Annotated in this window: 27 protein-coding genes and 1 riboswitch; of the genes, 22 read left to right on the top strand and 5 right to left on the bottom strand. The window is 68.6% G+C overall.

Annotated features, from left to right (window positions below; all coding sequences use genetic code 11):
- Positions 1-118 precede the first annotated feature (118 nt).
- Positions 119-1,486 carry an ammonium transporter gene (locus tag P9849_RS10055; protein WP_278266678.1) on the top strand — a complete coding sequence of 456 codons (1,368 nt, stop codon included), beginning with the start codon at positions 119-121 and terminating at the stop codon, positions 1,484-1,486.
- Positions 1,483-1,821 (top strand): P-II family nitrogen regulator, encoded by a 339-nt coding sequence (locus tag P9849_RS10050; protein ID WP_066210740.1) that lies wholly within the window; start codon positions 1,483-1,485, stop codon positions 1,819-1,821. Before P9849_RS10055 ends, P9849_RS10050 begins: the two co-directional genes overlap by 4 nt.
- Before the next feature lie 130 nt (positions 1,822-1,951).
- Here P9849_RS10050 and P9849_RS10045 read toward each other — a convergent pair whose 3' ends face one another.
- Positions 1,952-3,355, bottom strand: a complete 1,404-nt coding sequence (locus P9849_RS10045) for a glucose-6-phosphate dehydrogenase (protein WP_278266677.1) — start codon at positions 3,353-3,355, stop codon at positions 1,952-1,954.
- 142 nt (positions 3,356-3,497) lie between these two features.
- Here P9849_RS10045 and ffh point away from each other — a divergent pair, with 142 nt between their 5' ends.
- Positions 3,498-5,069: a signal recognition particle protein gene (ffh, locus tag P9849_RS10040; RefSeq protein ID WP_278266676.1), complete on the top strand. Its 1,572-nt coding sequence runs from the start codon at positions 3,498-3,500 to the stop codon at positions 5,067-5,069.
- 3 nt (positions 5,070-5,072) lie between these two features.
- Positions 5,073-5,582 carry a hypothetical protein gene (locus tag P9849_RS10035; protein ID WP_278266675.1) on the top strand — a complete coding sequence of 170 codons (510 nt, stop codon included), beginning with the start codon at positions 5,073-5,075 and terminating at the stop codon, positions 5,580-5,582.
- Between the two features lie 96 nt (positions 5,583-5,678).
- On the opposite strand, the gene thiC is transcribed toward P9849_RS10035, so the two are convergent.
- Entirely contained in the window at positions 5,679-7,451 is a 1,773-nt protein-coding gene (thiC, locus tag P9849_RS10030; protein ID WP_278266674.1) for a phosphomethylpyrimidine synthase ThiC, read from the bottom strand.
- Positions 7,445-7,551: riboswitch (TPP riboswitch) on the bottom strand. It overlaps the preceding gene by 7 nt.
- Positions 7,552-7,644: 93 nt before the next feature.
- On the opposite strand from thiC, the gene P9849_RS10025 reads away from it, so the two are divergent.
- The 3 genes from P9849_RS10025 (at position 7,645) to P9849_RS10015 (ending at position 10,207) form a co-directional block, all read left to right on the top strand.
- Positions 7,645-8,781: an amidohydrolase family protein gene (locus P9849_RS10025; protein ID WP_278266673.1), complete on the top strand. Its 1,137-nt coding sequence runs from the start codon at positions 7,645-7,647 to the stop codon at positions 8,779-8,781.
- 27 nt (positions 8,782-8,808) lie between these two features.
- The gene (locus tag P9849_RS10020; protein ID WP_278266672.1) at positions 8,809-9,687 is read left to right on the top strand and encodes a VOC family protein; all 879 of its coding nucleotides are present in this window, start codon (positions 8,809-8,811) and stop codon (positions 9,685-9,687) included.
- Positions 9,688-9,760: 73 nt separating this feature from the next.
- A complete protein-coding gene (locus P9849_RS10015) occupies positions 9,761-10,207 on the top strand; it encodes a hypothetical protein (protein WP_144627463.1) in 447 nt (148 codons plus the stop codon).
- 84 nt (positions 10,208-10,291) lie between these two features.
- Here the strand turns inward: P9849_RS10015 and P9849_RS10010 are convergent, their stop codons facing one another.
- The gene (locus P9849_RS10010; RefSeq protein WP_278266671.1) at positions 10,292-11,359 is read right to left on the bottom strand and encodes a cation diffusion facilitator family transporter; all 1,068 of its coding nucleotides are present in this window, start codon (positions 11,357-11,359) and stop codon (positions 10,292-10,294) included.
- Positions 11,356-11,721 carry a metalloregulator ArsR/SmtB family transcription factor gene (locus tag P9849_RS10005; protein WP_278266670.1) on the bottom strand — a complete coding sequence of 122 codons (366 nt, stop codon included), beginning with the start codon at positions 11,719-11,721 and terminating at the stop codon, positions 11,356-11,358. The genes P9849_RS10010 and P9849_RS10005 overlap by 4 nt, the downstream gene beginning before the upstream one ends.
- 311 nt (positions 11,722-12,032) lie before the next feature.
- Here P9849_RS10005 and rpsP point away from each other — a divergent pair, with 311 nt between their 5' ends.
- From rpsP to P9849_RS09930, 15 genes are all read left to right on the top strand, one after another.
- The gene (rpsP, locus tag P9849_RS10000; protein WP_278266669.1) at positions 12,033-12,446 is read left to right on the top strand and encodes a 30S ribosomal protein S16; all 414 of its coding nucleotides are present in this window, start codon (positions 12,033-12,035) and stop codon (positions 12,444-12,446) included.
- Positions 12,447-12,689 (top strand): RNA-binding protein, encoded by a 243-nt coding sequence (locus P9849_RS09995; RefSeq protein WP_278266668.1) that lies wholly within the window; start codon positions 12,447-12,449, stop codon positions 12,687-12,689. It begins immediately after the preceding gene.
- Between the two features lie 150 nt (positions 12,690-12,839).
- The gene (rimM, locus tag P9849_RS09990; protein ID WP_278266667.1) at positions 12,840-13,388 is read left to right on the top strand and encodes a ribosome maturation factor RimM; all 549 of its coding nucleotides are present in this window, start codon (positions 12,840-12,842) and stop codon (positions 13,386-13,388) included.
- Positions 13,389-13,391: 3 nt separating this feature from the next.
- Positions 13,392-14,201: a tRNA (guanosine(37)-N1)-methyltransferase TrmD gene (gene trmD / locus P9849_RS09985; RefSeq protein ID WP_278266666.1), complete on the top strand. Its 810-nt coding sequence runs from the start codon at positions 13,392-13,394 to the stop codon at positions 14,199-14,201.
- 260 nt (positions 14,202-14,461) lie between these two features.
- Positions 14,462-14,821, top strand: coding sequence for a 50S ribosomal protein L19 (rplS, locus tag P9849_RS09980; RefSeq protein WP_066210717.1), 360 nt, complete (start codon positions 14,462-14,464; stop codon positions 14,819-14,821).
- A 54-nt stretch (positions 14,822-14,875) separates the two neighbouring features.
- Positions 14,876-15,532: a signal peptidase I gene (gene lepB, locus P9849_RS09975; RefSeq protein ID WP_278266665.1), complete on the top strand. Its 657-nt coding sequence runs from the start codon at positions 14,876-14,878 to the stop codon at positions 15,530-15,532.
- A gap of 19 nt (positions 15,533-15,551) precedes the next feature.
- Complete coding sequence (gene lepB / locus P9849_RS09970; protein WP_278266664.1) at positions 15,552-16,370, top strand: signal peptidase I; 819 nt, start codon at positions 15,552-15,554, stop codon at positions 16,368-16,370.
- Positions 16,371-16,372: 2 nt separating this feature from the next.
- Positions 16,373-17,083, top strand: coding sequence for a ribonuclease HII (locus tag P9849_RS09965; RefSeq protein ID WP_278266663.1), 711 nt, complete (start codon positions 16,373-16,375; stop codon positions 17,081-17,083).
- Positions 17,084-17,144: 61 nt separating this feature from the next.
- Positions 17,145-17,471: a DUF2469 domain-containing protein gene (locus P9849_RS09960; RefSeq protein ID WP_278266662.1), complete on the top strand. Its 327-nt coding sequence runs from the start codon at positions 17,145-17,147 to the stop codon at positions 17,469-17,471.
- Between the two features lie 21 nt (positions 17,472-17,492).
- Positions 17,493-18,788 (top strand): MFS transporter, encoded by a 1,296-nt coding sequence (locus P9849_RS09955; RefSeq protein ID WP_278266661.1) that lies wholly within the window; start codon positions 17,493-17,495, stop codon positions 18,786-18,788.
- A 141-nt stretch (positions 18,789-18,929) separates the two neighbouring features.
- The gene (locus P9849_RS09950; protein ID WP_278266660.1) at positions 18,930-19,295 is read left to right on the top strand and encodes a YraN family protein; all 366 of its coding nucleotides are present in this window, start codon (positions 18,930-18,932) and stop codon (positions 19,293-19,295) included.
- Entirely contained in the window at positions 19,295-20,848 is a 1,554-nt protein-coding gene (locus P9849_RS09945; protein WP_278266659.1) for a YifB family Mg chelatase-like AAA ATPase, read from the top strand. The genes P9849_RS09950 and P9849_RS09945 overlap by 1 nt, the downstream gene beginning before the upstream one ends.
- Complete coding sequence (gene dprA / locus P9849_RS09940; protein WP_278266658.1) at positions 20,845-22,044, top strand: DNA-processing protein DprA; 1,200 nt, start codon at positions 20,845-20,847, stop codon at positions 22,042-22,044. The genes P9849_RS09945 and dprA overlap by 4 nt, the downstream gene beginning before the upstream one ends.
- 218 nt (positions 22,045-22,262) lie before the next feature.
- Positions 22,263-23,186, top strand: a complete 924-nt coding sequence (locus P9849_RS09935; protein ID WP_278266657.1) for a tyrosine recombinase XerC — start codon at positions 22,263-22,265, stop codon at positions 23,184-23,186.
- A 234-nt stretch (positions 23,187-23,420) separates the two neighbouring features.
- Entirely contained in the window at positions 23,421-23,924 is a 504-nt protein-coding gene (locus tag P9849_RS09930; protein ID WP_278266656.1) for a DUF3145 domain-containing protein, read from the top strand.
- 211 nt (positions 23,925-24,135) lie between these two features.
- On the opposite strand, the gene fabF is transcribed toward P9849_RS09930, so the two are convergent.
- Positions 24,136-25,374 carry a beta-ketoacyl-ACP synthase II gene (gene fabF, locus P9849_RS09925; RefSeq protein ID WP_278266655.1) on the bottom strand — a complete coding sequence of 413 codons (1,239 nt, stop codon included), beginning with the start codon at positions 25,372-25,374 and terminating at the stop codon, positions 24,136-24,138.
- Positions 25,375-25,419 lie beyond the last annotated feature (45 nt).

Raw genomic sequence — 25,419 nt, 5'->3', positions numbered from 1 at the left:
ATGAACCACCAGGCCAGGTGAAACACGGAACGCCGAAAGTTGAATGCAGGACGCCCCGGCGTCAGAGAGAACCACGGGCACCTCGCGAGAGTGCCCCTTCGAGAAAGGACCGAAAGCCATGGAACTTACCGCCAGCAATGTGTGGGTCATGGTGGCTGCGGCCCTGGTGTTGTTCATGACGCCCGGCCTGGCATTCTTCTACGGCGGCATGACCCGTGCCAAAGCTGCCCTGAACATGATGATGATGAGCTTCATCTCCATCGGCATCGTTGGCGTGGTGTGGGTCCTCTGGGGATCCTCCATGAGCGGCGGCGAAGGCGTGTTCGAACTGTTCGGCAACCCCTTCGCCACCTTCGGTCTGGAGAACGTCAGCACCCCTGACGGCCTGATCAAGGCCGGCTACGCCGCCACCTTCGCCATCATCACGGTGGCCCTGATCTCCGGCGCCATCGCGGACCGTGCGAAGTTCGGCGCCTGGGCGCTCTTCGTGCCGGTCTGGGTGACCCTGGTCTACTGCCCGATCGCGTTCATGGTGTGGGGCGGCGGTCTCTTCGGCCCCGACGGCGCCATCGGCAAGGCGCTCGGCCCGGCCATCGACTTCGCCGGCGGCACCGTGGTGCACATCAACGCTGGTGTCGCAGGCCTCATCCTCGTCCTGATCATCGGCAACCGCCGCGGCTTCGGCAAGGACCCGAACCACCGCCCGCACAACATCCCGTTCGTCATGCTCGGTGCGGCGATCCTCTGGTTCGGCTGGTTCGGCTTCAACGCCGGCGCCGCCACCACCGCGCAGCAGGGCGGCCTCATCTGGATCAACACCCTCGCCGCTCCGGCCGCTGGCATGCTCGGCTGGCTCGTGACCGAGCGCATCCGTGACGGCCACCCGACCTCGCTGGGCGCCGCATCCGGTGTGGTCGCGGGTCTGGTCGCCATCACCCCCGCCTGTGCCAACGTCAGCCCGGTGGGCGCCATCGGTCTGGGCATCGTGGCCGGTGTGGCCTCCGCCCTGGCAGTCGGCCTCAAGTTCCGCTTCGGTTACGACGACTCCCTGGACGTGGTGGGTGTCCACCTGGTCTCCGGCATCATCGGCACCGTCGCGCTCGGCTTCATCGCCATCCCGCTCGAAGGCTCCCGCGCCGGCCTCTTCTACGGCGGCGGCTGGGACCAGCTGTGGTCGCAGCTGGCGGCGGCAGGCTTCTCCATCGTCTACACCGCGGTCCTGACGGCCATCATCGGCTTCGCCATCCACAAGACGCTCGGCTTCCGGGTCTCGGAGGAGCAGGAGGAGATCGGCGTGGACCTGTCCCTCCACGCGGAGTCGGCCTACGAGTTCGGCATCGCCGGTCAGGGTGGCACCTTCCAGCCGCACGGTTCGCTGGACGCCATCTCTGAGGCGCTGGACCGCCGGGCAGCAGAGTTCCAGCGGAATTCCGCCGGATCCAAGAAGAGCGCAGGCAAGGATCGCAAGGAGAGTGTTGACGCATGAAACTCGTCACGGCAATCGTCCGCCCGGAGAAGCTCGAGAGCATCCGCGAAGGTCTTGAAGCGTACGGGGTCCAGGGACTCACGGTGAGCGCGGCCAGCGGCTACGGCCGACAGCGCGGCTACACCGAGGTGTACCGCGGGGCCGAGTACAACGTGAACCTCCTGCCGAAGCTGCGGGTGGAGGTCCTGGCCACGGATGAGACGGCGGATGACGTCGTGGACGTCATCATCGCCAGCTCCAACACCGGCCGCGCCGGTGATGGCAAGGTCTGGTCCGTGGACGTGTACGAAGCGGTCCGGGTCCGGACCGGAGAACGCGGAGCAGCCGCCATTTAGCGGAGCTGTTCCGGCCTCCCGCCCGGCGGGAGGCGAAAACCTCCCCAGCACGATCACCTCCCCCCACGACGACGGCGACGCACCCGGCCAGGGTGCGTCGCCGTCGTCGTGCGTTCAAGGGGGTGGGGGGTCAGCTCTCGGTGACCGGCCCCTGGGACCCCGCCGGGTAGTCCTCGAGCGGGACGCGCCCGTGGGACCACGCGGACAGGACGGGGTCCACGATCCGCCAGCAGTCCTCCGCCACGTCGGCGCGCACGGAGAGCAGCGGGTCGCCGTGCAGCACGCCGTCCAGGACTTCGCCGTAGGGCAGCAGGGCCGAGGAGTGCAGTTCGGTGGCCAGCTCCGCCCGGGAGAGTTCGAAGCCGTTCCCGGCGCTCGTGACGTCCAGGCCGATGCTCAGGGTGTCCGGCCCGAAACCGATGCGCAGTTCGTCCGGCTGGTCCGTGCCGCTGAAGCCGGCCGGCAGATGCGCCAGCGGACGGAAGCGGACCACGGCCTCCTTGCGGCGCGTGCCCATGGCCTTGCCGGTCCGCAGGATGAACGGCACCCCGGCCCAGCGGGTGTTGTTGATCTCGACGCGGACCTCGGCGAACGTCTCGGTCTCACGGTCCGGGTGCACGCCCTCTTCGGCGACGTAGTCGGGGACCTTCCGGCCGCCGATCCTGCCGGCGGTGTACCGGGCGCGGCGCGTGTTGCGCCGGAACGGCGTGGCGACGCGGCTGGCGCGCAGGACCGTGGCGATGCCGTCCCGCAGATCGCGCTCGCTGAGCGTCGCGGGAGGTTCCATGGCCATGAGCGCCATCACCTGGAGCAGGTGGCTCTGGATCATGTCACGCAGCGCTCCCGCGGAGTCGTAATAGCCCGCACGGCCCTCCAGGGCGAGGTCCTCCTCGAACGCGATCTCCACTTCGGCGACGTTGTCCCGGTTCCACAGCGGCTCGAAGAAGCGGTTCGCGAAGCGCATGCCGATGATGTTGAGCACCGTGGACTTGCCGAGGAAGTGGTCCACCCGGTGGATGTGCTCCTCGGGAACCAGGCGGCGCAGGGTGCCGTTGAGCTCGCGGGCCGAGGCCGCGTCCGAGCCGAACGGCTTTTCGAGGACCAGGCGCGTACCGAAGGGAACCTCCTCGGGGGAGAGCGATTCGCAGGCGAGCTGGCTGATGCGCGGCGGCAGGGCGAAGAAGACTGCCACGGGGCCGTCCAACGACGCGAGCAGGCCGGCCAGGGCGCCGGGCGCGGTCACATCCACCTGGCGGTACTGCGAGGTGGCCATGAGCTCCTTCCAGTGGGCGCTCGCCTCCTCGCCGGCGTCCAGGGGGAGGGCCTTCGCGAGCCGCCGCTGCCACTTGCTGGGCGTCCAGGGCTCGGTCCCCGCACCCACCAGGGTGAGCCCGGGCGCCCGCCCGGCGGAGACCAGGGAAGCGAGCCCCGGGAGCAGGAGCCGTCCCGTGAGGTCGCCCGAGGCGCCGAGGATGAGCAGTGTCTTGATGTCCTGGGCCCGGGATCGCCGGGCGCGTCGCGTACTGGTCACCATGCCAGCATGCCATCTCGTCAGTCCGACTTGGTACCCTAGAAAGCTGAAAGCCCGTGCCACCCTGGCGCGGGGCCCGGTGAGGGGTTCGTTCCCGCACCTGGGCGAAGTCCTAGAACCTCCATCCGAAAGAAGTGCGCGGCGCGTGTTCAATTCACTCTCTGACCGGCTCACAGCGACGTTCAAGAACCTCCGCGGCAAAGGCCGCCTGAGCGAGGCCGACGTCGATGCCACCGTGCGCGAGATCCGTCGCGCCCTGCTGGATGCCGACGTCGCCGTGCCCGTGGTGCGTGAGTTCGCCTCCCGCGTGAAGGAGCGCGCCCTCGGCGCCGAGGTCTCCGCTGCGCTGAACCCGAGCCAGCAGATCGTCAAGATCGTCAACGAGGAGCTCGTCACGATCCTGGGCGGCGAGACCCGCCGCCTGCGTCTGGCCAAGAACCCGCCCACCGTGATCATGCTCGCCGGTCTGCAGGGCGCCGGTAAGACCACCCTGGCCGGCAAGCTCTCCAAGTGGCTCAAGGGCCAGGGCCACAGCCCCCTGCTGGTGGCATGTGACCTTCAGCGCCCCAACGCCGTGACGCAGCTCCAGGTGGTCGGCCAGCGCGCCGGCGTGCCGGTCTTCGCACCGCACCCGGGCACCACCAGCGAGTTCGACGTCCCCACCGGCGATCCGGTCGCCGTCGCGGAGGCCGGCGTGGCCGAGGCCCGCCAGAAGCTGCACGACGTGGTCATCGTGGACACCGCCGGCCGCCTCGGCGTGGACGCCGAGATGATGGACCAGGCGCGCCGTATCCGTGAGGCGATCAACCCTGACGAGGTCCTGTTCGTCATCGACGCGATGATCGGCCAGGATGCCGTCAACACGGCGAATGCCTTCCACGAGGGCGTCGACTTCACCGGCGTCGTGCTGTCCAAGCTCGACGGCGACGCCCGCGGTGGCGCCGCGCTCTCCGTCGCGTCGGTCACCGGCAAGCCGGTCATGTTCGCCTCCACCGGCGAAGGCGTGGACGACTTCGAGCTCTTCCACCCGGACCGCATGGCCTCCCGCATCCTGGACATGGGCGACATCCTGTCCCTGATCGAGCAGGCCGAGCAGAACTGGGACAAGGACGAAGCCGCCCGGATGGCGAAGAAGTTCGCCGACCAGGAGGACTTCACCTTCGACGACTTCCTCGCCCAGATGCAGCAGATCCGCAAAATGGGCTCGATGAAGAAGATGCTCATGATGATGCCGGGCGCGCAGAACATGCGTCAGCAGCTGGAGCAGTTCGACGAGCGCGAAATCGACCGCGTCGAGGCGATGGTCCGCTCCATGACCCCGCACGAGCGTGTGGCGCCGAAGATCATCAACGGCTCGCGCCGCGCCCGTATCGCCCGTGGTTCCGGCGTGCACGTCTCCGAGGTCAACGGCCTCCTGGAGCGCTTCGGCCAGGCCCAGAAGATGATGAAGAAGATGGCGCAGGGCGGTATGCCGGGGATGCCTGGCATGTCGATGGGCGCCGGTGGCGGAACGGCTCGCAAGGCGGCCAAGAAGAACGCCGGTAAGAAGAAGGCCCGCTCGGGCAACCCGGCGAAGGCCGCTCAGGAACTGCGCGAAGCCGAGGCCCGGAAGGCGAACCGCGCCCCGTCCGGCGCGGCGTTCGGGCAGCAGGCGCAGGACTTCGACCCGTCCACCATGGAGCTCCCCAAGGGCTTCGAGAAGTTCCTGGGCAAATAAGGTTTGGTCCTGAACAGCACCGGCGCGCTGCCCCGGGTGGTCTTCGTCCCCGGGCGTGACGCGTCCGGGGCCGCCGCCTGGCCACGGCAGCACGGACTGGCGCTCGAGTTCGACGCGCTGTTCCTGAAGCAGCCGGACGGTCAGGCGCTCGACGCCGAGGCGGTCCTCGGCACCCTGGCCGAGGTGCCGTCCGCCCTCGTGGCGCATGGCGAGGGTTCGACGGCGGCCGTGCAGGCCGCCGTCGAGCATCCCTCACTGGTGCGGGCCCTCGTCCTGTGCGAACCGTGGCTGCCGGATCTCACCGCGCCCCGTCCCCAGGGGACCGAAGGCGCGATCATCCCGGGTGTTCCGATGCTCGTGCTCTCCGGCGGGTGGGAGCCGGCATACGAACGCACCGCACGGCTCCTGGCCGAGTCCGGCGCGGAACACGTCGTGGCGCCAGGCGGTCACCGGCCACAGGACTCCTTCGAGGGCGCGGCCGCCATCAAGGATTTTCTCCGCCGCACCGCCTGAGGCGCACTGCCTTAAACCTTAAACGCACTGCGGGGGTCACTTCCTGCCGGCTCCGGACGGATCATCCGGCAGCAAGCGACCCCGCATTCCTGCGACTCAGTCCTGGGGCGCGCCCACCGGGATCGATTCCACGTAGACCTTGCCGCCTTGGGACCGGAATTCCCGGCTCTTCGCCGCCATCCCGGCCAGGGCTTCCTGAGCCAGGGCTTCCTCCACCGTGGCCTCCTGGGCTTCCCGCGAACCGAAGTCCCGCCGGATGTCCTGGGAGATCCTCATGGAGCAGAACTTCGGCCCGCACATCGAACAGAAGTGCGCCGTCTTGGCCGGTTCGGCGGGCAGCGTCTCGTCATGGAACGCTTCGGCCGTGGCGGGGTCGAGGGACAGCGAGAACTGATCCTTCCAGCGGAACTCGAACCGGGCCTTGGACAAGGCGTCGTCCCGTTCGTGTGCCCCCGGGTGGCCCTTGGCCAGGTCCGCCGCGTGGGCCGCGATCTTGTACGTGATCACGCCGGTCTTCACATCGTCCTTGTTCGGCAGCCCCAGATGCTCCTTGGGCGTGACGTAACACAGCATGGCAGTGCCGTAGCGGGCGATCTCCGTGGCGCCGATGGCCGAGGTGATGTGGTCGTAACCCGGGGCGACGTCCGTCACGAGTGGGCCGAGCGTGTAGAACGGGGCGCCGTCGCAGAGTTCCTGCTGGCGTTCCACGTTCTCGCGGACCAGGTGGAACGGGATGTGCCCCGGGCCCTCGACCATGACCTGGACGTCGTATTCCCACGCCCGCTTGGTGAGCTCAGCCAGCGTGTCCAGCTCGGCGAACTGCGCGGCGTCGTTGGCGTCCGCCGTCGAGCCGGGGCGCAGGCCGTCGCCCAGGGAGAAGGCGACGTCGTACTGCGCGAAGATCTCGCAGAGTTCGTCGAAGTGGGTGTAGAGGAAGTTCTCCCGGTGGTGCGCCAGGCACCAGCCGGCCATGATGGAGCCGCCGCGGGAGACGATGCCCGTGACGCGGTCCGCCGTGAGCGGCACGTAGCGCAGGAGCACCCCGGCGTGGATGGTCATGTAGTCCACGCCCTGCTCGCACTGTTCGATCACGGTGTCCCGGAAGACCTCCCAGGTGAGCGCCGAGGCGTCGCCGTTGACCTTCTCCAGGGCCTGATAAATGGGCACGGTGCCGATCGGCACGGGGGAGTTCCGCAGGATCCACTCGCGCGTGGTGTGGATGTCGTCCCCGGTGGAGAGGTCCATGACCGTGTCCGCGCCCCACAGGGTGGCCCAGTGGAGTTTGTCCACCTCTTCGGCGATGGAACTGGTCACCGCCGAGTTGCCGATGTTGGCGTTGATCTTGACCAGGAAGGCCTTGCCGATGATCATCGGCTCGGATTCCGGGTGGTTGATGTTGGCCGGGATGATCGCCCGGCCGGCGGCGAGCTCGGAGCGGACGAGTTCCACCGGGCAGTTCTCGCGGAGTGCCACGAAGCGCATCTCCGGGGTCACGATCCCGGCGCGGGCGTAGTGCATCTGGGTCACCCGCCGGCCGGGTTGTGCCTTCAGCGGCGGCCGCTGCGCACCTCGCCACTCCGCGGAGGCGGCGCCACGGCGTGCGGCCGAGCGGCCGTCGTCGAGCAGATCGCGCTGCCGCCCTTCGTACTCTTCGACGTCGCCGCGGGCGGCTATCCAGCCGGCGCGGAGGGCCGGCAGGCCATGCTCGGGTTCGCTGCCCGGCCCCACCGTGCGGTACGCCTGGAACGGGGCGTTGGCAGTGCCGTCGGGCGAGTCGTCCAGCTGGATGCTCGTCACGGGCACGGCGATGCCGTCGTCTCCCGTGAGGAATTCCAGGCTGTGGGCAGGGGATTGCTGCAAGGATTTCATCGGTACTCACTTCCTTCGCCGGCATTACCCGGTCAGGTTCTACGGTCCGGACAGTGACAGTCCGATCTCAGCCCCTCCTGGGACACCCGTGTGGTCGCGAACACCGTAGCACGGTCCGGACGGGGCGGTCCGCAACGCCCGGACCGTGACCGTCATCTCCCGCTCGCCGGCGCACTGACCTACGCTTGAAGCCATGCCGGACATGCGACGCCATCCAGTCATCGAGTTCACAGGCCCCGTTCTGCTGGGGCCGGACGACGAAGCCCTCGGGCTCTGGTCCGTGGACGGGCGCCTGACGTTCAGCATGCCGACGGTGGAACCGGACCTCACGCTGGACGGCTGGGTGGTCCCCGGCCTGGTGGACGCGCATTGCCACATCGGCCTCGTGGAGGGCGGCGCCGCGGACGAACCCACCTCCTTGGCGCAGGCGCGCGCCGATCTGGCCGCGGGCACTCTTCTGGTGCGCGACGCCGGGTCCCCGGCGGACACCCGCTGGCTCACCGGGCGGGCCGACGCGCCGCGCATCATCCGGGCGGCGCGGCACGTCGCCGCCTCCCGTCGCTACCTCCGCGGCCTGGCCCTCGAGGTTGAGGACCGGGACCTCGTCGAGACCGTCCGCGAACAGGCTCGCCTTTCCGTGGCTGCTGACCCGCGGGGCTGGGTGAAGCTGGTGGGGGACTGGATCGACCGCGACGCCGGCGACCTCCGCCCGTCGTTCCCCGCCGATCTGGTGGCGGAGGCGATCGCCGCGGCCCACGAGGAGGGCGCCCGGGTCACGGCGCACTGCTTCGGCGAGGAGGTCCTGGACGATGTCATCGCCGCCGGGATCGACTGCATCGAACACGCGACGGGTCTCCAGCCGGAGCACCTGCCCCGGCTCGTGGAGGCGGGCATCCCGATCGTCCCCACCCTGATCAACATCGCCACGTTCCCGGACATCGTGGCCCAGGCCGAACCGAAGTTCCCGGTCTATGCGGCGCACATGCACGCGCTCTGGGAGCGGCGCTACGAGAACGTCGCCCGTGCCTATTCGGCCGGGGTCCAGATCTTCGCGGGGACGGACGCCGGCAGCGTGATCGCGCACGGGCGGATCGCGGACGAGATCGCGGAGCTGCACCGCGCGGGGCTGCCGTCGGTGGTGGCCCTGGACGCCGCGTGCTGGTCCGCCCGGGAGTGGCTCGGGGCGGAGAACCTCGAGGAGGGCGCTCCGGCTGATGTGGTGCTGTACGCGCAGGACCCGCGCCGGAACCTGGGGACGCTGGCCGCGCCACGCCGCGTGGTCCTGAATGGTGACCTGCCGGGCGAAAAACGCGCCACCGGGATGGAATAAATTGAAGCTTCAAGTAATTTTAGAGGTATGAACACTTCGCTCCCGCAGTCCCAGGACCTCCTCCCCGCCGATCTGAGCATGGGGACCGTCATGCTCAAGGTCGCCGACATGAACCTCATGAGCGACTATTACCAGCGCGCACTCGGCCTGGAGGTCGTCGCCGAACGGGACGGCGGCCTCTACCTCGGCCGCGGCGACGCCGCCCTCGTGCACCTGGAGCCGGCCGCCGGGCTGCAGCTTCCGGGCCGGGGAGAGGCCGGGCTCTTCCACACCGCGCTCCTCTTCGAGGATCAGGCGTCCCTCGCGGCCACGCTGGCCACCGCCGCGTCCTATGACGCGCGGCTCTTCCAGGGGAGCGCCGATCACCTCGTCAGCCAGGCGTTCTACTTCGGCGACCCCGAGGGCAACGGCATCGAGCTGTACTACGACCGTCCGCGCAGCGAATGGTCCTGGGACGGGAGCACCGTCGTCATGGACTCGCTGCCGCTGGATCCCAACGGCTACCTCGGCGAGCACCTGAGTGAAACCGCGCTGCAGCAGCAGCGGCAGGCGCGTGCCGACGTCGGGCATGTGCATCTCCAGGTGGGGGACGTCGCGACCGCCGCGCGCTTCTACGTGGACACGCTGGGCTTCGAGCGCACCGCGGAGATCGGGAACAGCGCCCTCTTCGTCTCGGCCGGCGGCTATCACCACCACATGGCCATGAACGTGTGGAACAGCCGCGGAGCCGGTCCGCGCAAGGACACGCTGGGGCTCGGCGAGGTCCTCCTCCATGTCCCGGCGGACGACGACGTCGCGGCGCTCGCGGACCGTCTCCGCGTCGCCGGGGTGGCCCATCACCACACCGGTGCGGAATTGCGCTTCGAAGACCCGTGGCGCAACCAGGTGCGCATCGCGGTGGGATAGCCTGAAGCCATCCGGCTCCAGTCGTCCTGGAGATCCGGGAACCCCCAGCGCCACCGACGAACCCGAGGATGACATGAGCCAGTCGAACGCTTTCGTAGAGGTCTTCATCGCCACTCACCAGGAGGCCCTGCAGCGGGCCAAGGCTTTGTCCGGGGGTGCGGCCCCTGACGGGTCGTCTCTCCGGATCCCCGGCATCAGTGATTTCGAAGTCGAGCAGCTGTGCTCCCTGGCCGCGCAGGCCGTGCACACCCAGGGCGAACAGGAGCTCGAGATGGCGGACATCGCCGTCGACGAGCTGTACGCCTTCCCGGCCTCCGCCGTCCGCGTCCTGGAGGAACTGCCCGGCTACCAGAGCGACGGCGAGGACCCCGCGCTGCAGTCCGTGGCGGTCCAGTGGGCGGCCGACGAGGACGTGCCGTTCGCGGCCGGCGAGGCGCAGCAGTACCTGCTCGCCTTGTCCGCGCTCGCGGGCAGGACCGATTCCTCCTCCCGGAACCGGCTGTACCTGTACTCGGCCTGAGGTTCGCGAAAGGCGTGTGGGCGCCGGTCCTGAGGGGCCGGCGCCCACACGCCTTTCTGTCGCCGGGACGTGGATGTCCCCGGCTCAGGCCGGGCGGGTCGCGGTGACCCGCACCGTCACCTCGTCCAGTGTGGGCAGGTGCCGCTTCAGGGTGTCTTCAGCCTCTTCCGCCACCTGATCGGCCTCGGCGAGTGTGAGGGCCGAGGTGCGGACGACGGCGTCGCCGTGCAGACGGTGACCGACCCAGCGGAGGCGAACCCGCTCGACCGTCTCGATCCGGGCGACATGCCCGAGCGCGTGCTCCGCGCGTCCCAGGAGCTCGGGCTCGATCCCGTCCATGAGCCTGCGTCCCACGGAACGGACGGTGCCGATGAGGAGCACTGCGATCATGACCGAGATCAGCAGTCCGACCAGGGGATCCGCGAGGGGGAAACCGAGCAGGACTCCCACGCCGCCGAGGACCACGGCGAGCGACGTGAAGCCATCCGTGCGGGCGTGGACGCCGTCGGCGACGAGTGCGGCCGATCCGATCCGCCGGCCCACCCGGATGCGGTAGACCGCCACTGCCTCGTTGCCGAGGAACCCGATGACGCCGGCGGCGATCACCCAGCCGATGTTCTCCACCGGACGCGGCGTGATGATCCGGTCCACGGCCTCCCACGCGGCGATCACGGAGGACAGGGCGATCATGAGCACGATGAACAGGCCCGCCAGATCCTCCGACCTGCCGAAGCCGTAGGTGTAGCGCCTCGTCGCGGCCCGGCGGGAGAGCACGAAAGCGATCCACAGAGGCACCGCCGTCAGGGCGTCGGACAGATTGTGGATGGTGTCGGCCAGCAGGGCCACCGAACCCGAGAAGCTGACCACGGCGGCCTGCGCGGCCGTGGTCAGCCCCATGATGACGAGGCTCAGTTTCAGCGCGCGGATGCCTTCAGAGTGCGCTTCGAGGGCATCGTCGATCGAGTCGGAAGTGTCGTGGGAATGCGGGACGAAGAGGCCGTGGAGGAAGCCCTTCAGTCCCGAGGGGTGCGCGTGGTCATGGCCGTGATCGTGGGAGTGGCCTTGGGGGTGATTGTGGGAGTGCCCGTGCGCTCCATGTCCGTGCTGAGGTCCTGCGTGCGCGTGCGCGTGGGCGCGCTCGTCCGCTGTCATGCTCCGCCCCGTTCGGTGTGGTGGTGGCGCGGGAGCCCGCCCAGGGAGTGTTCCGCCTGGAAGATCGCGTCGGAGACGAGCTGGGAGGCGTGCTCATTCTCGAGCCGGTAGAACACCCTCTGCCCTTCCTGCCGGGTGGCGACGATCCGGGCCATCCGCAGCTTGGCCAGATGCTGCGACACCGCGGCGGGGGACTTGCCCACCAGTTCGGCGAGGTGATTGACGGAGAGTTCCTCCTCGCGTCGCAGGGCCAGGATGATCCGCACCCGGGTGGCGTCCGCGAGCAGGGTGAAGACCTCCACGGCGAGTTCCACGTACTGACCGTCGGGATCCATTCCGCATATCTGCTTATCTGCGTCCATACGCAGATTATTGCACGATGGCGACTTATTGCACGATGGCGACGCGGGAAGCCGTGCGGAGGGATGGGGGAGCGGCGAGAAGCCCTTGGTGCTCCGGGGCTCGAAGTCCGGCGTCGGACGCCGTGGTTCAGCGCGCTGCGCGGCGCATTAGGCACCCTTGGCCGTCTCTGGCATAATGGACGGGTACCTGATCTGCGTGGCCCCTCTTCCCGTGCAGGATCATGTTCCTTTCGAACCCTCCAGTATGGCCCGCCCCACGGGAGCAGAACGCTGGGTTCAACCCCGTTTCAGAAACAGGAGTGACCACAACAGTGGCCGTTAAGATTCGCCTCAAGCGCTTCGGCAAGATGCGCGCACCGTACTACCGTATCGTCGTTGCGGATTCCCGCACCCGCCGCGATGGCCGTGCCATCGAGGAGATCGGCAAGTACCACCCCACCGAGCAGCCCTCCTACATCGAGGTCGACTCCGAGCGTGCTCAGTACTGGCTGTCCGTTGGCGCTCAGCCGACCGAGCAGGTTCTGAACCTCTTCAAGATCACCGGTGACTGGCAGAAGTTCAAGGGTCTCCCGGGCGCCGAGGGCACCCTGAAGACCAAGGAAGCCAAGCCGGCGTTCGTGGCTCCGTCCACCGACTCCGTCGTCATGCCGGAAGCCATCACCCCGAAGGCCAAGAAGGCTGAGGAGGCTTCCGAGGAAGCCGCCGAGACCACCGAGGCTGAGTAGTTGCTTCCCGAGGTTCTTGAGCACCTGGTCCGCGGCATCGTGGACAGCCCCGAGGATGTCTCCGTCGCCGCCAAGAGCGGCCGCCGCGGAGAGAGCCTCGAGGTTCGTGTGAACGACGACGACCTGGGCCGAGTCATCGGCCGTCAGGGCCGTACGGCACGCGCGCTCCGCACGGTGGTGGGCGCCCTGTCCGAGGGTGGCCCCGTCCGCGTGGACGTCGTCGACGGCGAACGTCGTCGTTAGAACCGGCCTGCGACAAGGCTCATGCCGGAACGGCCCCTCCGCCCTCGTGGTGGAGGGGCCGTTCCCGTCAGATGACATCCTCAGAAGACCTTCACGGTGTAAACCCGGCGCTCCCGGCGCCATCGACAGACATGAATTGGTAGGTGGAACATGCAGCTCCAGGTTGCACGCTTGGGCAGGCCGCACGGCATCCGTGGGGAAGTCACCGTCGAACTGTTCACGGACGATCCCGAGGGCCGCTTCGTCCCAGGCGCCGAGTTCGTCACCGAGCCGGCGGCCAACGGCCCACTCACGGTGACCAGCGCGCGCTGGAACAAAGGCACGCTCCTGCTCGGCTTCGACGCCGTGCGGGACCGCAACCGCGCCGAGGAGCTCCGCGGCACCTACCTCTTCGTGGACAGTGACGAACTGGAGGACGACGGCGAGGACGAGGGCTGGTACGAGCACGAACTGCTCGGCTTGGAGGTCCGAGTGGGGGACGAGAAGGTCGGCGCCGTCACCGAACTCCGCACCATGCCGGTCCAGGACCTGCTGGTCATCCGCGCCGTCGACGGCCGGGACGTGCTGATCCCGTTCGTGGACGAAATCGTCCCCGAGATCGACCCCGAAGAGGGCTACGTCCTGCTGACCCCGCCGCCGGGACTGCTGGAACTGAACGCCGAGCAGGAGGGCTCCGCCCCGTCCGGCGACGAGGCCTGACCCATGCGCATCGACGTCATCAGCATCTTCCCGGAGTACCTGCAGCCGCTGGGGCTTTCGCTGCTCGGCAAGGCCCGCCAGGACGGCCTCCTGTCGCTCGAGGTCCACGACCTCCGCGACTTCACCACCGACCGGCACCGCACCGTGGATGACACCCCGTACGGTGGCGGCGCCGGGATGGTCATGAAGCCCGAGCCGTGGGCCCAGGCACTCGAATCGGTCCTTCCGGAGGAGGGGACCCGTAAGGGCAAGCCGGTCCTGATCGTCCCGTCTCCCGCGGGGGCGCGCTTCACCCAGGCGATGGCGTACGAGCTGGCCGAGGAGCCGCAGCTGGTCTTCGCCTGCGGCCGGTACGAAGGCATCGACGAGCGCGTGATCGACTGGGCGCAGGAGCACTTCGACGTCCGGCCCGTCAGCCTCGGCGACTACGTCCTGAACGGCGGCGAGGTGGCCGTCATGGCCATGGTCGAAGCGATCGGCCGGCTGGTGCCCGGCGTGGTGGGGAACGCCGAGTCCCTCGTGGAGGAGTCCCACTCCGACGGCCTCCTCGAGTACCCCGTTTACACCAAGCCTTCGTCCTGGCGGGACCACGAGGTTCCCGACGTCCTGCTGTCCGGGAACCACGGCAAGATCGCCCAGTGGCGCCGTCACCAGCAGTACGCCCGGACGGCCGAGCGCAGGCCGGACCTGCTCGCGGACTTCGACGCGGCGAAGCTGCCCCGCGCGGACCGCGAGGCGTTCTCGGCGCTGGGGTACGACGTCGTCGGCGGCCGTCTGGTGCGCCGTCCCGAGAGCGGCGACTCCGGAGCTTGAGGCGCCGCGCGCTGATGCCGGCGGGGGAGTGATCCTCTTGCCGGTCGCCGGATTGGCCTCGCCCCCGTGGCTGTGGCAAAATTGATTCTTGGTGTCCATTGGGCTGCCGCCTGCCACAGGGGGTGTGCCGTCAACAAGAGGACCACCGCGGAACCCACAAGGGGACCGCGGCTTGCAACTTCAGCACCGTGCCCGGCTCCGGCCGTCGCGGCGCTGGCTACCCAAGCGGATGACCTGTGGCGCCCGCCAGGAGTATGGATATGAACATCCTCGATTCCATCGATGCAGCGTCGCTGCGCAACGATGTCCCCGACTTCCGCCCCGGCGACACCCTGAAGGTGCACGTCAACATCATCGAAGGCAAGAACAGCCGTGTTCAGGTCTTCCAGGGCTTCGTCATGGGTCGTCAGGGCGCCGGCGTGCGCGAGACCTTCACGGTCCGCAAGGTCTCCTTCGGTGTCGGCGTGGAGCGTACCTTCCCGGTGCACTCCCCGATCATCGAGAAGATCGAGCTCGTCACCCGTGGTGACGTGCGTCGCGCCAAGCTGTACTACATGCGCAAGCTCCGCGGCAAGGCTGCGAAGATCAAGGAAAAGCGCGACTTCAGCAACGCCAAGTAAGACTTCGGGTCAGCGTCTCCGCCTCGGCGGGACGCTCCTGAGATCTTCCTTCGCATGAAGACGACAAAACGCCAGAACCCTCTGCGGGGCTGGCGTTTTGTCGCTTCCGGGGTGGTTCTCGCCATCCTCCTCGTCTCCTGCGTCCGCGCCCTGTGGGTGGACGTGTATTACATCCCCTCCGCCTCCATGGAGCCGCTGCTGCAGGAAGGGGACCGGATCGCCGTGTCCCGCACGGCGTTCCAAGGCCATCCGCCGCAGCGCGGTGACCTGGTGGTCTTCGACGGACGGGGTTCCCTCGACCCGGCCGAGAGCGGGCGGGGACCCGTACTCGACGCGTTCACGTCGATCGGGCAGTGGCTCGGCGTGATCGGGCACGACACCGTGTATGTGAAGCGCGTCATCGGTGTCGGCGGGGACCGGGTGCACTGCTGCACCGTGGACGGAAAGCTCGAAGTGAACGGGAAGTCCGTGCCGGAAAGCTATCTGTTTCCTGGGGACACGGCGAGTGACGTCGCGTTCGACGTGAAAGTGCCGGAGGATCGTCTGTGGGTCATGGGCGATCACCGCTCGGTGTCCCGCGACTCACGCGCGCTGCTCGGGGCTCCGGGCGGTGGCATGATCGCGCTCGACCGTGTCATCGGACGGGCGGAGAGCATCGTGTGGCCTCTTGATAGATTTGGACAGATTCCGTCACCGGCAACTGGCCCGTGACCTGAACGGAAGGACGGCATTGGGAGCACACCTTCCCGAACCGGAACCCCAGCCTGAAGAGGCTCCGCAGGATCGCAAGAGCCGGGCACGGCAACGGAAGAAGGATCATCCGCTGCTGTCCTTCGTGAAGGAGGTGGGCGGCATCGTCGCCGCCGCGGTGGTGCTGTCCTTCCTCATCAAGACCTTCTTCTTCCAGGCCTTCTTCGTGCCGAGTCCTTCGATGGTCCACACCCTCGAAGTCGATGACCGGATCTTCGTCAACCGCCTGGTGCCCAATCCGATCGCCCTGGAACGCGGCGACGTGGTGGTCTTCCGCGACACCAAGGGCTGGCTCACGCCGCCGCCGGCCGAGAGCCGCGGCCCGTTCGCGTGGATCGGGGACGCCCTGGTGTTCCTCGGCCTGCAGGCGGATGACACCAAGCAGTACCTGGTCAAGCGGCTCATCGGGCTGCCTGGCGATCACGTGGTGTGCTGCGACGCGCAAGGCCGGATCCAGATCAACGGCGCCAGCCTGAACGAGAAGTACATCAACCCGGACAGCACCCCTGTGGTGAAGCCCTTCGACGTGGTCGTGCCCGAAGGCAAGATCTGGGTCATGGGGGACAACCGGAACGACTCCGCCGACTCCCGTGCCCACGTGGAGGGGCCGGGCAGCGGCTTCATCGACATCAAGGACATCCAGGGCCGGGCCGCGGTCATCGTGCTTCCGCTGAACCGCATGTCCGTGCTGGACAACTACCCGGACGTGTTCAAGGACGTCCCCGCCCCGTCCAAGGCGGCCGAAGACAGCCGCCCGGATCAGGGCGCGTCCGCGGGCACCACCCACTCGGGGGAGTAGTCATGGCCGCCCCCACCCTCGACATGGAACGGTCCCTGGCCGGGCCGTCCGTCCGGTACCTTGCCTGCCTCGATGAGGTGGGCCGCGGAGCGCTGGCCGGACCCGTGAGCGTGGGGCTGACCGTCCTTGACCTCACGGCGCTCGTGGAGCTGCCGGACGTGCGGGATTCGAAGCTTCTCAAGGCGGCGCGCCGGGAGGAACTCGCGCCCGTGGTCCGGGAGTGGGCCGCGTTCTGCGCCGTGGGACACGCCACAGCGGCCGAGATCGACGCGCTCGGGATCGTGGAGGCGCTGGCCCTCGCCGCGCAGCGTGCCTGGCATGGTGTGGTGGCCGCGGGTGGGCGGGCGGACGCCGTCCTGCTGGACGGCAAGCACAATTGGCTCCAGAGGCCGGAGGAGTCACTGTTCGACCTGTTCGCTCCTGCCAGTGCCGCGCCGGTGACCGCGGGCTTCGCCGCCGTCGTCGCGTCCGCAGTGGACATCCGCGACATCCCGGTGACCATGCGCATCAAGGCCGACATGGACTGCCAGGGCGTGGCGGCCGCCAGCATCCTGGCGAAGGTCGAGCGTGACGCGATCATGGCCGAGCTGGCCGTGGAGCACCCGGCGTTCGGCTGGGACGTCAACAAGGGGTACGGCACGGCCACCCACAAGGACGCGATCCGGCAGCTCGGGCCGTGCGATCACCACCGCCGGAGCTGGAAACTCCTCTGAGCCGATTGGCTCGCCCACGGGCCGGTGTGCACTCACGTCCCGCCTGGGGGAAGATGGAGGCATGAGTGCCGAGGATCTTGAGAACTACGAGACGGAGATGGAACTCCAGCTGTACCGGGAGTACCGGGATGTGGTGGGGCTGTTCAGCTACGTCGTGGAAACCGAACGGCGCTTCTATCTGGCGAACCACGTGGACCTGAACGCCCGCAGCGCCGACGGTGAGGTCTATTTCGACCTGAAGCTCACCGACGCCTGGGTCTGGGACGTCTACCGCACGGCCCGCTTCGTCAAGAACGTCCGGGTCATCACGTTCAAGGACGTCAACGTCGAGGAACTGCCCCGCAACGATGACCTGGGTCTGCCGCAGCCCGGAGACCTCGGAAACTGATGTGCCCGTGGGCGGACCGACGTGAGTGACGCGCGCGGTTCCGTCCTGCGGATTTCCGGGTTCCGTCGTCTCCTGCAGGTGATGTCGGCGACCGTCTTCGCGGAGTTCCTCCTGGAATCCGTGGTGTACTGCTGGATCGTCGCCGCCACGGTCACGGATCCGGGGGTGCGCTCCCTGCTCCTCGGTTCCTACGTGGTGCTGTCCACGGTCCCGAGGATCTTCGGTGCGGCCGTCATGGGGGTCTACGCGGACTCCCTCGGCGCCGCGCTCTCGCTGAAGATCTCGACGGCGGCCCGTGCCGGACTCGCCGCGGTCGCCGCGGGCAGTGCGTATCTGGGCCGGACCGAGGTGCCGTGCCTGGCCGTGGTCCTGCTCGTGCTCGTGGTCTGCTGCTCCACGGTGAACCAGCTGTTCACGGCGGCCCGCGCCAAGGCCGTCCAGCAGTACGTGCCGCAGGAGCTGCGGGGCTCCGCCTCCAGTCTTTCCATGACCGTGCTCACCGCGCTGAGTATCGTGTCGGCGTCGCTGGGGCCGTTCGCCTTCACCGCCGCCGGCCTTGAGGTCAGTTTGCTCCTCATCACCCTGTTGTTCGCCGTGGGCACGGTCCTGAGCCTCACGGGGTTCCCGCCCACGACCGGTGACGGAGCACCACCCGCAGGCGTTCGGCCCGGGTTCTTCGCTGCGCTGATCGCCGGGTGGAAGGCCTCCTGGACGGTGCCCCGGCTCCGGTTCGTGCTGCTCGGATCGGTGCTGTACGGCGTGCCGCTGGGGGTGAACAACGTGGCCCTGGTGCTGCTCTGGGTGGACACCAAAGGCGGGACCCTCATCGACTACGGACTGGGGTCCTCCTTGTTCGGGGTGGGCGGCTTCGTGGGGGCGGTGGCCGCGCATCGACTGGTCGCAGGCGGGAACCTCCACCGGCTCTTCTCCGCGAGCCTTGCGGCGCTGGGAGTGAGCTACGGGCTGCTGGCGTGGACGCCGGACCACGCCGTGTCCTTCGCGCTCATGTTCGTGAGCGGGTTCCTGTTCAGCCTCTACGCCGTCGTGCAGTCACCCATCCTCCTCGAAGCCGCGCCTGCGGAGCTCACCGGGCGGATCGTCTCGACGACTGCGTCCGTCGCCGCTCTCAGCTCGCTCGCGGCCGCGGCCGTCGTGTCGCTGTTGTTCGCCCTTCCGGATGCCGGTGACTCACTGGTTCCGTGGGCCGTGTGCCTCGGTGGTGCCGTCACAGTGCTCGGTGGGGCGCTGCTGCTGTTCCGCGGCCAGCATACTGAGGAGTCTGTGTCTGAGGCGGTCGGCACCGTTCACGAGCGGTGAGCGCGCCGTAGCGCTCTGAGTTCCTGTCCGGCCGACGACGGCGCGCGCGGGTGCCTGTGGGCTGTTCGCCTCAAGGTTTGTCCACATCCGCTGATTCCCCTCTCTGTTCCTTGTTGACCTGCCTCGAGACTGGGTGTGGAGGTGAGGGACATGAGAGCGAAGGACGCGCTCGGGCAGCGAGGTGAGGAGCTTGCCGCGGATTTCCTGGAGGACCAGGGAATCCGGGTGGTGGAGCAGAACTGGCGGTGCGCTGCGGGGGAGCTGGACATCGTGGCCGTGGACGGTGACACCCTGGTGGTGGCCGAGGTCAAGACCAGGAGCAGCCTGGACTATGGGCATCCTTTTGAGGCGGTGACGCCCCCGAAGCTTGCCCGCTTGCATCAGCTGGCCTGTCGGTGGACCGCGGAGCGGGGGCTGCGTCTTCCGCGCCGCCGGCTGGATGCCATCGCCGTCATCGCCGCGCGCGGTGAAGAGCCGGTCATCGAGCACCTGAGAGGGATCGGCTGATGGCGGGCGGGAACGGGGTCGGAAGGTCCCTGTCCGTGGCGCTTCATGGTCTCGAAGGCCGGGTGGTGGAGGTCGAGGCGGACATCGGGAACACCCTTCCGGGATTCGTCATTCTCGGCCTGCCGGACACCGCGTTGTCGGAGTCGAGGGAGCGGATCCGGGCGTGTGCGTCGAACTCGGGGATCCCGTTGAGCCGCCGGAAGATCACCGTGAATCTGTTTCCCGCGTCGTTGCCGAAGCGCGGTTCGGGATTCGATCTGGCCATCGCTGTCGCGGCGATCGCTGCGAACGGGGAGATCCGGGGGACCGAGGGTGTGGTGTTCCTGGCGGAGCTGGGCCTGGATGGGCGGTTGCGTCCGGTGCGGGGCGTGCTGCCGGCGGTCGCCGCGGCGGTCAAGGCTGGTCATTCCCGGGTGGTGGTGGCTCGTGGTAACGCCGCCGAAGCGTCTTTGGTGCCGGGTGCGGAGGTGTCCTCGTATCGGACCTTCGCCCGGCTGGTGTTCGACTTCGGTGCGGATCCGAAGGAGTTGAACCTGGACTTCGATCCGGCTGATTCCAACGGTAAGGAGGAGACTGTGGAGCTCTCCGCTCCTGTGCCGGATCTGGCGGACGTCGCCGGCCAGCACGAGGCGCGTTTCGCCTTGGAGGTGGCCGCGGCCGGGGCGCACCACATGCTCATGGTCGGCCCGCCGGGAGCGGGGAAGACGATGCTGGCCGAGCGGCTGCCGGGTCTGCTTCCCGCCCTGGAGGATGACGCCGCGCTCGAAGTGACGAGCATCCACTCGCTGGCAATGCAAGGAGAAGTCCGCACCGAACTCATCCGGCAGCCGCCCTTCGAAAACCCTCACCACACGGCGACGTGTGCGGCCATCGTGGGCGGCGGTGCGGGTCTGCCCCGGCCGGGCGCCGCCTCAAGGGCTCATCGCGGGGTGCTCTTCCTGGACGAGGCTCCGGAGTACGAGCGAAGGGTCCTCGACGCGCTGCGCCAGCCCCTGGAACACGGAAAGCTCGTGATCCACCGGGCCGGGGGCAGCGCCTCTTATCCTTCGCGCTTCCAGCTGCTCTTGGCGGCCAACCCCTGCCCGTGCGGCAAGGCGAGCGGCAAGGGTCTGGACTGCACCTGCACCCCGCTGGCACGGCGACGCTACTTCGGGCGCCTCTCGGGACCACTTCTGGACCGCGTGGACATCCAGCTAGGGGTCCAGAAGATCAGCCGTCTGGATCTGGACTCGCAAGGGGAGAACGAAGACACCGCTACGGTCCGGGATCGAGTACGCCTCGCCCGCGAGGCACAGGGCGAACGCCTCAGGGCTTTCGGTCTGGAGACCAACTCGATGGTCCCGGGCAAGATCCTGCGGGGCGGTCTGCGGCCGGATCGTGCTTCGACCCGCATTCTCGATGCGGCCATGGACCGTGGGTCGCTCAGCGCCCGCGGCTATGACCGAGTCCTGCGCCTGGCGTGGACGCTGGCCGATCTGGACGGCTCCACGACTCCGAGCGGTGACCACGTGGGCCTCGCGCTCGCCTTGAGGACGCCGGAGGCGGCAGCATGAGTGAACTTCTGGCCCGTGCTTCTCTGACACGGTTGTTCGAACCGCAGGACGCGGTGGGGCTCGCCCTGGTCGCGGTCCTCGGCCCGGAAGAGGCACTCGACCTCATCGTCTCCGGGGGCGATCCGGATCAGCGCCTGGAGGCTTCACTGCAGGATCTGCTCGCTGAGCACAGCGGGAACACGACGTGGAAGGGCCTCGGCGCAGCCTTCGGACGGTGGAGGCCTCGAGTGCCGTCCTTGGCACCCGAACGGGATCTCATGGTGCTGCACCGGCTCGGCGGCGGATTCCTGATGCCGTCGGACGCGGAATGGCCGCGGCAACTGGATGATCTCGAGCTCCAAGCCCCGCTAGGACTCTGGTTCCGGGGGAACCCTTCCCTCCTTCCGGACGCCGGGCGGGCGGTGGCGGTGGTGGGGTCGCGTGATTCCACCGCGTACGGCGCCACGGTCAGTGCCGATATCGCCCACGGGCTGGCGCGACGCGGGTTCACGGTGGTCTCCGGCGGTGCCTACGGGATCGATGCGCATGCGCATCGCGCGGCTTTGGCAGGAGCCGATCCTGGCGGGGACCGGGCCCCGACCGTCGCCTTCATGGCGGGTGGGCTGGACCGCTTCTACCCGAGCGGCAATGACGAGCTCCTGAGGACGGTCGCTCGCCGTGGGCTGGTGCTCGCGGAGGTGCCACCTGGAGCTGCGCCGACCCGGTACAGGTTCCTTCAGCGGAACAGGATGATCGCTGCGTTCGCCGGAGCGACGGTGGTGGTCGAGGCCCGGTGGAGGTCCGGCGCTCTGAACACGGCCCACCACGCCGAGGCCCTGGGCCGACCCGTGGCAGCCGTCCCAGGTTCGGTGCTGTCGGCCAATAGTGCCGGCTGTCATCGGCTCCTGCGCGACGGCGGGGCTGTCCTCGTCACCGATGTCACGGAGGTGCTTGAACTGCTGGGAGGGCCCTCGGATGCCGGCGGTAATCTCCGTCAGAGGGATGAAGCGGCGATTCAGGACGGATTGACCTTGGAGGATCTGATCCTCCTGGACGCCCTGCCGCTGCGGACCCCCGTCCCGCCGGAGAAGCTCTGCGTGGTGGCCGGGCTCAGCCTGCTGGCAGTCCGTGCGGGGCTGGGACGCCTCCAGGTGCTGGGACTGGCGGAATCCGTCGGGCTTCTCTGGCGCCGAGGGCCGACGAGGAATCCCGTATGAGAGATTGGAGGGGAGTGGGCTGCCCGATCCGGCCAGGGCAGACCCACCAGCCGCAGATCTGGCACTACAGGATCCGGCACCGCCCGATTCACCGCTGCCAGACCTGCGCCTCCGGATCCAGCGAGACTCGCTCTCAGCCGGCCTGGTCCGGCTCGGACCAGGCCGGCCCCTTCCGTGTCCGGCTTGATCCTGGCCCACGAGGGCGGCACAGTGGAGAGGTGCCACAGAAACCAGCCCCCTTCCAGGACAGCATCCTGGACGAATACGCTCGGTACCTCACGGGCGAGCGGGGCCGGTCCGGGAACACCCTGCGGGCGTACCTCACGGACGTCCGGCAGTTGCAGGAGTTCGCCGCGAAGGCCGGGGCGACGTCCTGGGATGACGTGGACCTTCATTTGCTGCGCGAGTGGCTCGCGGACCATTCGGCTCGGGGGATGGCGCGGGCCACCCTGGCGCGGCATGCGGCCAGCGCCAGGACCTTCTTCGCGTGGCTCCTGCGCGAAGGCGGGATCACGCAGGACCCCACGCTTCGGCTGCGGTCGCCGAAGAAGACCTCTGGCCTGCCCACCGTGCTCCGTCCGGCACAGATGGACAAGGTGCTCCAGGACCTGCAGGCTGCGGCCCAGGAAGCCGATCCTGTCGCACTGCGTAACCTCGCCGTGGTCGAGACCCTGTATGCCTCGGGCATCCGCGTGGGGGAACTGGTCGGCCTCGACGTGGACGACGTTGATCTGGAACGCCGCACACTTCGGGTCCTCGGCAAGGGAGACAAGGAACGCACCGTTCCCTTCGGCGTTCCCGCCTCCCGCGCGATCGTCGACTGGCTGCGGCGGGGACGGCCTGCGCTGGTCACGGCGTCGAGCGGTCCTGCGCTCTTCCTCGGCGCGCGAGGCGGGCGAGTGGATCCGCGGCAGATCCGCAGCCTGGTGGCGGACCGCTTCGCCACCCTGGGGGACACCGCGGCCACCGGGCCCCACGCTCTCCGCCACACGGCCGCCACCCACCTCCTGGACGGCGGTGCGGAACTCCGGGCCGTGCAGGAACTCCTGGGCCACAGCACGCCTGCCACCACCCAGCTGTACACCCACGTCTCCGTCGAACGCCTCAGGGACAGCTACCGCCAGGCTCATCCCCGAGCCTGAAAACCTCATGCCTCGCCGTGCGCGCACCGGCCGGGCGACTCCGCCACTGGCACAAATCACCGCCCTACGGCACAATAAGAACCAGCGCCGGGGTTCAAGTAGTGCTTGAACCATCGGCCGGTGCCGCAAGGCCACAGACAACTCAAGAGCCTGCAAGAAGGCGACACAGGAATCACCGGACTTCACGGAGTCGAGGGCGTTGGGGAAGACGTACCTACGGCTAAGGAGGATGGGATGTCTGTTGCAATGACTCGGGGAGTGCTGTTCGTGCACTCCGCCCCAGCTGCGCTGTGCCCCCACGTCGAGTGGGCCGTCGCATCGCTGCTGGACGATTCGGCCACCCTGGAGTGGATGGCTCAGCCCGCCGCGCCTGGAATGTTCCGGGCTGAGCTGGCCTGGACCGGTGCCCCCGGGACCGCGATCCAGCTGGCGTCCACGCTCCGTGGCTGGACTCATCTCCGCTACGAAGTGACCGAAGAAGCGTCGCCCGGAACCGATGGCGGCCGCTGGTCCCATACCCCGGAACTCGGCATCTTCCACGCCGTCACGGACGCTCACGGCAACATCATGGTCTCCGAAGACCGGATCCGCTTCGCCTACGAAGCCGGTGCCGGCGACCCCGCCGCCGTCTACCATGAGCTCTCGCTCGCCCTCGGCGAAGCCTGGGACGAGGAATTGGAGCCGTTCCGTCACGCCTCGGAAGGTTCCAACGTCCGCTGGCTCCACCAGGTGGGCTGACTCCCTCTGACGCGCAGCACTACGCGCACATCCTCGGGACGGCCCGTCCTCCAAGCCATGGGCCGGCACCGAGCGTGAATGCCGTCGGACCCCACGCGCCTCGAGGCTGTCCGCAGCGCAGCCGCGGCAAGGGAAATCCTGCACCAACGAGAACGGCGCCGCTCACCATCAGGTGAGCGGCGCCGTCGTCGTCAATGCGGCTGCGTGCGGATCAGTAGTTACGGACCGCGATCACGGCGTTGTGGCCGCCGAAGCCGAACGAGTTGCTCAGCGCCACGATGTCACCGGCGGGGAGCTCGCGGGCGGTCTTGGTGACCACGTCCAGCGGGATCTCCGGGTCCTGGTTCTCCAGGTTGATCGTGACCGGTGCCTTGCGCTCGTAGACCGCCAGCGCCGTCAACACGGCCTCCACGGCGCCGGAGGCGCCCAGGAGGTGACCCATCTGGGACTTGGTGGCGGAGACCGCCACGTCGTCCACGTGGGTGCCCAGAGCGGCACGCAAGGCGGTGTACTCGGGCTTGTCGCCCACTGGGGTGGAGGTGGCGTGGGCGTTCACGTGCACCACGTCCTCCGGCTGGATACGGCCGTCGAACATGGCGGCCTTGAGCGCGCGGGTGGCGCCCAGGCCCTCGGGGTCCGGAGCCGTGATGTGGTACGCGTCAGCGGTGACCGAAGTGCCGGCCAGCTCGCCGTAGATGCGGGCGCCGCGGGCCAGAGCGTGTTCCTCGGCCTCGAGCACCAGTGCGCCGGCGCCTTCACCCATGACGAAACCGTCACGGTTCACGTCGTACGGACGCGAAGCGTGCTGCGGGTCGTCGTTCCGGCGGGACAGGGCCTGCATGGAGGCGAACGCGGCGATCGGCATCGGGTGGATGGCGGCTTCCGCGCCACCGCACATGACCACATCGGCCTTGCCCGAGCGGATCAGGTCCAGGCCCAGGTGCAGGGCCTCGGTGCCGGAGGCGCACGCCGACACGGGGGTGTGGGCGCCGGCACGGGCGCCGAGGTCCAGGCTCACGGCCGCGGCCACGCCGTTGGGCATGAGCATCGGCACGGTCATGGGCAGCACGCGGCGGGGGCCACGCTCCTTGAGCGTGTCCCAGGCGTCCAGCAGGGTCCAGACGCCGCCGATGCCGGTGGCGAAGGCCACGCCGAGGCGGTCCTTGTCCATGTCTTCGATGCCGGAGTCCGCCCAGGCTTCGCGGGCCGCGACCACACCGAACTGGGTGGACGGGTCCATGCGCTTCATCTCGACACGGCTGAGCTTCTCAGACGCCGGTTCGGAGCAGCGGGCTGCGAAAGTGACGGGGAGCTCGTAGGTGCTGACCCACTCGTCCTCGAGGGTGCGCGCGCCGGAGACGCCCTTGAGGGCGTTCTTCCACAGAGTGGGGACGTCGCCACCGATGGGCGTGGTGGCACCGAGGCCGGTGATGACAACTTTGCGAGGCATCGTCACTCTCCAAGTGATCTAAGGGTCTGCCCTGTAGGGCGTCAG

The sequence above is a fragment of the Arthrobacter sp. Y-9 genome (assembly GCF_029690065.1).
Taxonomy (GTDB): domain Bacteria; phylum Actinomycetota; class Actinomycetes; order Actinomycetales; family Micrococcaceae; genus Arthrobacter_E.
Note: the sequence above shows the minus strand (reverse complement) of the source record. Positions and strands in the feature narration are given on the sequence as shown.

Excerpts from the sequence above, each read along its gene's own strand:
- P9849_RS10055 (WP_278266678.1), top strand. The coding sequence starts at position 119 with ATGGAACTTACCGCCAGCAATGTGTGGGTCATGGTGGCTGCGGCCCTG.
- P9849_RS10050 (WP_066210740.1), top strand. The coding sequence starts at position 1,483 with ATGAAACTCGTCACGGCAATCGTCCGCCCGGAGAAGCTCGAGAGCATC.
- P9849_RS10045 (WP_278266677.1), bottom strand. The coding sequence starts at position 3,355 with ATGGTGACCAGTACGCGACGCGCCCGGCGATCCCGGGCCCAGGACATC.
- thiC (WP_278266674.1), bottom strand. The coding sequence starts at position 7,451 with ATGAAATCCTTGCAGCAATCCCCTGCCCACAGCCTGGAATTCCTCACG.
- P9849_RS10025 (WP_278266673.1), top strand. The coding sequence starts at position 7,645 with ATGCCGGACATGCGACGCCATCCAGTCATCGAGTTCACAGGCCCCGTT.
- P9849_RS10020 (WP_278266672.1), top strand. The coding sequence starts at position 8,809 with ATGAACACTTCGCTCCCGCAGTCCCAGGACCTCCTCCCCGCCGATCTG.
- P9849_RS10015 (WP_144627463.1), top strand. The coding sequence starts at position 9,761 with ATGAGCCAGTCGAACGCTTTCGTAGAGGTCTTCATCGCCACTCACCAG.
- P9849_RS10010 (WP_278266671.1), bottom strand. The coding sequence starts at position 11,359 with ATGACAGCGGACGAGCGCGCCCACGCGCACGCGCACGCAGGACCTCAG.
- P9849_RS10005 (WP_278266670.1), bottom strand. The coding sequence starts at position 11,721 with ATGGACGCAGATAAGCAGATATGCGGAATGGATCCCGACGGTCAGTAC.
- rimM (WP_278266667.1), top strand. The coding sequence starts at position 12,840 with ATGCAGCTCCAGGTTGCACGCTTGGGCAGGCCGCACGGCATCCGTGGG.
- trmD (WP_278266666.1), top strand. The coding sequence starts at position 13,392 with ATGCGCATCGACGTCATCAGCATCTTCCCGGAGTACCTGCAGCCGCTG.
- rplS (WP_066210717.1), top strand. The coding sequence starts at position 14,462 with ATGAACATCCTCGATTCCATCGATGCAGCGTCGCTGCGCAACGATGTC.
- lepB (WP_278266665.1), top strand. The coding sequence starts at position 14,876 with ATGAAGACGACAAAACGCCAGAACCCTCTGCGGGGCTGGCGTTTTGTC.
- P9849_RS09965 (WP_278266663.1), top strand. The coding sequence starts at position 16,373 with ATGGCCGCCCCCACCCTCGACATGGAACGGTCCCTGGCCGGGCCGTCC.
- P9849_RS09960 (WP_278266662.1), top strand. The coding sequence starts at position 17,145 with ATGAGTGCCGAGGATCTTGAGAACTACGAGACGGAGATGGAACTCCAG.
- P9849_RS09945 (WP_278266659.1), top strand. The coding sequence starts at position 19,295 with ATGGCGGGCGGGAACGGGGTCGGAAGGTCCCTGTCCGTGGCGCTTCAT.
- dprA (WP_278266658.1), top strand. The coding sequence starts at position 20,845 with ATGAGTGAACTTCTGGCCCGTGCTTCTCTGACACGGTTGTTCGAACCG.
- P9849_RS09930 (WP_278266656.1), top strand. The coding sequence starts at position 23,421 with ATGTCTGTTGCAATGACTCGGGGAGTGCTGTTCGTGCACTCCGCCCCA.
- fabF (WP_278266655.1), bottom strand. The coding sequence starts at position 25,374 with ATGCCTCGCAAAGTTGTCATCACCGGCCTCGGTGCCACCACGCCCATC.